Genomic DNA, 6,032 nt, shown 5'->3' on the forward strand with positions numbered 1-6,032 from the left:
GTTCAGCCCGCAGGAGGCCGCGTCCCCCGGCCGTGCAGAGCGAGATGCCCGGCGGCCACGGCGTGCTGCTGAAGCAGGCGCTGGCGCACGTGGGCCACGTGTCCTGAGCGCCGGCCCCTCCCAGGCGTCTCACGGTCCGGCGGCGGTTCGGGTCAGACCTTCTCCCGCGTCCACACCCAGCGCACCCGGCTGTCGGCGCCGGCGCGGACCGTGCGCGCGTCACGGCCGACGTGCGCGTTCATCGCTGACCGCAGCCGGTGCCGGAAGGTGAACCCCGGGGCCGGTCCTGCCTTCGCGGACCGCTCCCGCACGTCGGCCTTCGTGCACAGAACGTCCCACATTCGGTCCGGGCACTCCCCGCGCCGCCAAAGGAAGTCGCAGTACGGGACGTGCGCGATCTCCAGGTTCAGCCAGCCGTCCTTCTTCAGCACGCCCTCCCACTCGGACAGGCGGAGCTTCAGGTAGCCGCGCGGCCGGTCGGACTTGTCGACGCTGGTGATGCCGAGCACGCGGACGAAGCCCGGGGTGCGTTCCAGCACGACCACCGGACGCTCTTTGTAGGTGTTGTCGTCGTGGGTGAGCTCGGCCGTCCACACACTGCCGACGGCCGGTGGCCAGGACGTCACTCCGGGGGGCGCGGGACGGGCCGGCGGCCCGGTCCTCAGCCAGCGCACCAGGCGGACGGCCGCGGCCACCGCGCAGCCGGCGGACAGCCCCACCAGCGACCACCACAGGACGGCGAGCAGCAGCGTCCCGGCGGTGGCGTCGTCCGGGTCGGGGACGAGGGTGCCGCCGGTGTAGTGGATCCAGTACCCGGTCACGATGGCCAGGAGCGCCTTCCACAGCGCCGTCCACAGCAGGACCAGCGGGAAGTAGCCGTGGTCCACGATCCGCATCAGACCCAGTACGGCGGCGGTCGTCGCGTAGATGACGGTCATCCCGGCCGTGGGCTGCTTGTCGACCTCCGCGTCCAGCGGTGTCATGACGCCCGCCACGACGCAGCAGAGGCCCACCGCGCGTGCCGCGACCAGCATTCGGCTCCCCTTGAGCCGCGCGGGCGCCACCATCCGGACCATCGGCCGGGCGACCAGTACGCACAGCACGAGCAACGCCACGCATATCCAGGTGTTCCTGGTGCCGGTGAAGCCGACGCGGAGCACCGGAAACATCAGCACCCACATCGCCCAGGAGCCGAGCCCCACCGCCAACGGCGCCCCTACCGAGTATTCGGGTGTCAGCCGCTTCGACCTCAGCCGTGGCGGCTGCATCCCTCCCATCAGCGGCGTGCTCAGACACACCAGAAGTACGGCCCCGGCCAGAATCGCCTGCACGTTCCCCGCCCCCCGCTCTTGTCGCTGGGAGCAGCATGGCCCCGCGACCGGCGTGCCCGGCGTTGTTTCGCTCTTCCGGGCCCGCGCGCCGGTCAGTCTGGTAAGGCGCCCAGGTCGGCCCGCGCGGGGCTGTCGTCGAGCAAGCCGCCCGACTGGTGCCGCCGCAGCCTGGCATACCTCATACAGTCGGCATCCCGCAGGGATCATGGACCGTCAGCCCCGCCGACACCATGCTTTCAACGTCAGTAACGCGTCCCAGTCCCCGCTGGTAGGACCGAATGTGCCTGAGCATCAGACGCCGCCCCAGCCTGACCGCCCAGCCCCGGCAACGACGCACTAGCGTGGGATTCATGTCCGCATCCTCGGCGAGGGTGCTCTGGCACTGGCACGAGGACGGCGAACACTACGACCTGGAGCACTTCCAGCTCATCCCCGCAGCGGACACCTGGAAGGTCCGAGTCCGCCGGACCACCTACTGGGCACTGACCGGCTGGCAGGTGACCAGGTTCGTGGCCGACGCCGGCTTCACCGACATCACCTGGCACACCCCAGCCTCCAGCGGGTACTACCAGCCCGTGCTCACCGCACAGCGCGCCCCGTCCGCGCCATAGTCCAAGACGGCGGCGTCACCACGGCATGACCCGCCGACCACCCCTCCCGGCAACCCGGCGACGACCATTCCCGGTCACAGCACCAGCTGCTCCAGCCTCGGCGAGTCAACGGCCAGGTCGCACTCGCGGCACGAAGGTCCTGATTCATCCGAAGCTTCGTGTCCCGGAGCGGACTTGCTCACTGTCTTCGTCATGGATGGGTTTGGCCACGCGTCCTCCTGGCGACGTGCGAATCGCTATACCTGGGGATGTGTAGGCAGTGAGTCACAAGAGAGCCGACCTCGATCAGGCGTTCGAGGTCGGCGCTGGGGGGGAAATGAGTGAGCTTAGGCGATCGTCGGTAGTCGGTGGTTGGGTTCTAACCACGGTGATTGTGAGTTCCGTGGTCAACGTGATCACTAGCTTGATCGAAGTCCCGGACGGTACGGAATGGTGGGTAATTTCAGCGGCTCTATTGATCTTGGTCTTCGCGGGTTCTGTGGAATGGCGCAGAGAGCGGAGGCGGGAAGAGCAGCGTCAACAGGATGAGCGGCGGGAGCAGGAGGGGCGGCGGGAGCAGGAGGGGCGGCGGGAGCAAGAAGAGCAGCGGCAGAGGGAGCAGGAAGAGCAACGGGAGCAGGAAGAGCAACGGCAGAGGCAGCAGGAAGAGCAACGGGAGCGACAAGAACGGGAGCGGAGGGACCGGGAGCAACAGGAGCGGGAAGAGCGCGAGCGGCGGGAGCGAGAGCGGGAAGAGCAGCGCCAGCGGGAAGAGCGAGAGCGGCGGCAGCGGGAACAGGAAGAGAAGCGGCAGCGGGAACGGGAACGCGCGCTATCTGCGGTGCAGCCCATTCAGGTAATCAAGCTCAAGAGGGAGCTGAGTTGGAAGGGCATCACTGGGTATTGGATCACGCCGCCGCCAAAATTTGCTGCTGTAGATGCTGCTCAAAAAAGGTGAAATCCGAGTTCGAAGCGGCCTGTAGCCAAGCCGGGGTGGTACCGCCGCGGTGGGGAAATCGCAACAAGAAGGCAGGGCAGCAACTCGCAGAGAAAACCGGGGATCTTCGATGGCTTGTAGTTGGCGACAATGTCGCAAAGCTACTGAGGGTTGGAGAAGTCATTTACGGAACACAAGGAGGCGTGGGGATGCCTAGTTCTCCGAGTCTGATTCCCACGGATGCTACGGCACACTCCTACACGGTTGCCGCTGATTCCGTTATCGGGCAGATCAAAGTCATGCGCGAAGTCACTCTGTAACCAAACCTTCCGTGGTCGGGCGGGGCGCCGGCGTGGATGCTGCGGTCGTGCGATGGCGCCGACGGCTTCGGTGGTGCGGTCATGCTTCCGTCTTTCGGATCGGGGCGGCCCCGGCTGATGCCGGGGCCGCCGAGCCGTTCAGTGCGTGTGGCTGTCCGTGCGCTTGGCGCGATTCATCCGTGCGTCACGGGCGTTGCGGGCGATGGCGAGGAGTCCTTGGGGGTCGGCTTTGCTGTTGATGGCGCCGTGGAGGACTTCGGCCAGCTCGTAGCTGGGGTCGGTGGTCAGGGCCTTCTTGAGCGCGAGGCGCGCGGTGGGGAGGTCGGTCTGCCGCCAGGTGACCCAGGCCAGCAGGGTGAGGGCCGGGACGGCTGCGTTGGTGTGAGGCGCGATGCAGCGGCGGGCGAGGAATGCCCAGAGGCGCCGGGCGTAGGGAAGGTCGTCGTCCTCGGAGAATTCGAGGCCGTGGTCTCGGGCCCAGTCGTCGTGCAGACCGTGGATGAGCCGGGCGGCTATGTCGTCGGCGAGTTCGGTTGCTCCGGCGCGGAAGTCGCGCATCGCGGTTTCGAGGAGCGAGTGGGTGGCGTCGAGGGCGGCGTCTTGCCCTTCCGGCGCCGCGCATTGGGCGGCGTAGGCCGCGCCCTCGTTGTCGAGGGCCGAGAGTTGGTGAGGGGCGTGCTCCGGGTCGATGGGCTGGAACTCCTTGACGATCTCCCTGGTGCGGCGGCCGGGTGCGTAGCCGAGCTGGATCAGTTGCGCGGCGGCGCTGTTGGGGTCGTCGAGGGCGGGGAGCGGTTCGCCTTCGCAGCAGCCGGGCAACTCGCATGTGAACGCCCACCAGCGACCTGCGACGAGGCCAATGCTCTGCTGGGGGGCGCCGCGGTGTTCGACGAGCGCGTCGATGATCCAGTCGTTCACGGGCCGAAGGAGTTCGGCGGTCTCGTCGGCTGGGTCAACTCCTCGGTGATCGACCGCTGCAGCGGATTCGGCTGCCCGGTGATGCCGTACGTCTCCGCGAAATCCTTGCGCTCCAGCTCCACGGGCAGCAGACCGGCCTCGCGAACCAGACCCTCGGCGTCGGCACACGACTGCGCGAAGTGCCGCTCCAAGGAGGAGTCGAGGCCGCGCTGCCGACTCTGCAGATAGCCCTCCTGGCTGACCAGCCAGTCCGCCAGGATCACCACCCCCGTGATCAAAACCGCGGCTGGCGCCTCGACGTACTCCGGCGGCAGCGGAGCGCCCAACACTTCAAACACCGCACCCGCGTGCGCCTGCCGCTGCCTCGCCCACGCAGGACCGCCTAGCAGATCCTGGTTCTGGGGATGGATCGGTACGTATTCGTGGAACCGGCCGTGGTGCCCGCCGATGACCTCCGCTACCCGGCGCACCGCCCCTTTCACGGAGGTCCCGCCAGCCTCGAACCCGAGAGCCGCGAGCACAGTCGCCGCGGCGTGCATTCCTGCGACGTCGTGGCCCATCCGCTCTAGCCTGATCCGCCCCGGATCATTGGTTAGCGACTCGCTCAACAGCGCCCGCGCTCGTGCATCGCAGTACTGGAACCCGGAGAGCTTCCCGATGTCGTGAAGACCTGCACACAACGCCGGTGGAGGAGCTGGTCTCCGGCGGCGGCCCGTGGCCCCTGCGCGACCCGGCCGCCGGAGGTGAGGACGACGATCCGGTGTGACGAAGGGCCCGCCCGCCGTACGAGCTGCCCGCCGGGAGCTGACCAACGACGACGTGGCCAAGTCAGCTTGCCGTTCACCCCGGAAGACCAGTCCTCGTTGTCTGGGCCATGCCAGGATGCCGTGAACGACACCGAACGAGGACATAGGAGCAAATACGTGAGAAGACCGTTAACGGCTGTGTTGTTGGCGCTGGCGACGCTGCTCGGCCTGACAGTGGCCACCGCGCCGGGGGCGCACGCCATCGTCGGAGGCACCGCCGCTGCCAAGCTCCGTGGCCAGGTGCAGGTACAGCACTTTGGCAAAACCATCTGCACCGGAACCCTGATCGACGTGAAGTGGGTCCTGACCGCGAAGCATTGTTTCAAAAGGGTGACGGATGACAAAGACACGAATGTCCTGATCGGTGACCGGCGTTTGGGGGAGGGGGAGCGGCGCGATACCCAATCGGTGTCCAGAACCGTCGCCGAGGACGCAGCACTCATCGAGTTGTCCGAACCCTCCACTCGCAATGAGCTCGTGGTCGACTACACAGCGGACTTCGCGCCGGAAATGAGCAGCGTGGCCGTTCGCGGTTGGGGCAGACCCGATCCCTCTCTCCCAGATCTCTCCCCCGAGCTGAAGGTCGCCACAATGAGGGTCACCGGCGACGTGGTACATGAATTTGAGCGTCTGGATGAAATGGGGAGCGGTGTAGCCTCCCATGGTGATTCCGGCGGCGGAATTCAGTACGGCGGCAAGGTGGTGGGAGTGGTTGCGCAGGGCGACGAAGAGACCTACGTCGACATGACTCCCACCTACCTCATCGCTGGTTGGATCGAGAGGGTAAGCGGGATCAAGCCCGCGCCGACGCCGCCCACCCCCCTGCGGGTGATGCCGTTGGGCGACTCGATCACGGCCGGCGTGGCCAGTTCCACCGGCTCCGGCTACCGGGCCGAGCTGTGGGACCAGCTCAATCTCGGGGGCCGCACCATGGATTTCGTCGGGACACAGCGAGATGGGACGTTCGCGGACATCGACCATGAGGGTCATCCCGGCAAGCGGATCGATGAGATCGCCGATCTCGCCTATTGCCCGGTGCGCAGATACCGGCCGAATGTGGTGACGCTGCATGCCGGCACGAACGACATGGACAAGGAGTTCGAGCTGGCAACCGCGCCAGGGCGGCTGGG

Annotated in this window: 4 protein-coding genes and 3 pseudogenes; 4 read left to right on the forward strand and 3 right to left on the reverse strand. The window is 67.2% G+C overall.

Annotation, left to right across the window (positions count from 1 at the left end):
* Position 1: 1 nt before the first annotated feature.
* Positions 2 to 107 (forward strand): annotated as a pseudogene (locus ABZW18_RS25065) (DUF4916 domain-containing protein); the annotation flags it as partial.
* A gap of 45 nt (positions 108 to 152) precedes the next feature.
* On the opposite strand, the gene ABZW18_RS25070 reads toward ABZW18_RS25065, so the two are convergent.
* Entirely contained in the window at positions 153 to 1,331 is a 1,179-nt protein-coding gene (locus ABZW18_RS25070; RefSeq protein ID WP_356191249.1) for a hypothetical protein, read from the reverse strand.
* 374 nt (positions 1,332 to 1,705) lie between these two features.
* On the opposite strand from ABZW18_RS25070, the pseudogene ABZW18_RS25075 reads away from it, so the two are divergent.
* Positions 1,706 to 1,942: pseudogene (locus tag ABZW18_RS25075) on the forward strand (class I SAM-dependent methyltransferase); the annotation flags it as partial.
* 382 nt (positions 1,943 to 2,324) lie between these two features.
* The gene (locus ABZW18_RS25080) at positions 2,325 to 2,879 is read left to right on the forward strand and encodes a hypothetical protein (protein ID WP_356191252.1); all 555 of its coding nucleotides are present in this window, start codon (positions 2,325 to 2,327) and stop codon (positions 2,877 to 2,879) included.
* Positions 2,880 to 3,316: 437 nt separating this feature from the next.
* On the opposite strand, the gene ABZW18_RS25085 is transcribed toward ABZW18_RS25080, so the two are convergent.
* Both ABZW18_RS25085 and ABZW18_RS25090 read right to left on the reverse strand, forming a co-directional pair.
* The gene (locus ABZW18_RS25085; RefSeq protein WP_356191254.1) at positions 3,317 to 4,264 is read right to left on the reverse strand and encodes a DUF4192 domain-containing protein; all 948 of its coding nucleotides are present in this window, start codon (positions 4,262 to 4,264) and stop codon (positions 3,317 to 3,319) included.
* Positions 4,265 to 4,332: 68 nt separating this feature from the next.
* A pseudogene (locus tag ABZW18_RS25090) lies at positions 4,333 to 5,007 on the reverse strand (HD domain-containing protein); the annotation flags it as partial.
* 33 nt (positions 5,008 to 5,040) lie between these two features.
* Here ABZW18_RS25090 and ABZW18_RS25095 point away from each other — a divergent pair.
* The coding region (locus tag ABZW18_RS25095; protein WP_356191257.1) for a trypsin-like serine protease at positions 5,041 to 6,032 on the forward strand (992 nt) is incomplete at its 3' end.

This window comes from Streptomyces sp. NPDC004647 (genome assembly GCF_040609575.1).
Lineage (GTDB): Bacteria > Actinomycetota > Actinomycetes > Streptomycetales > Streptomycetaceae > Streptomyces.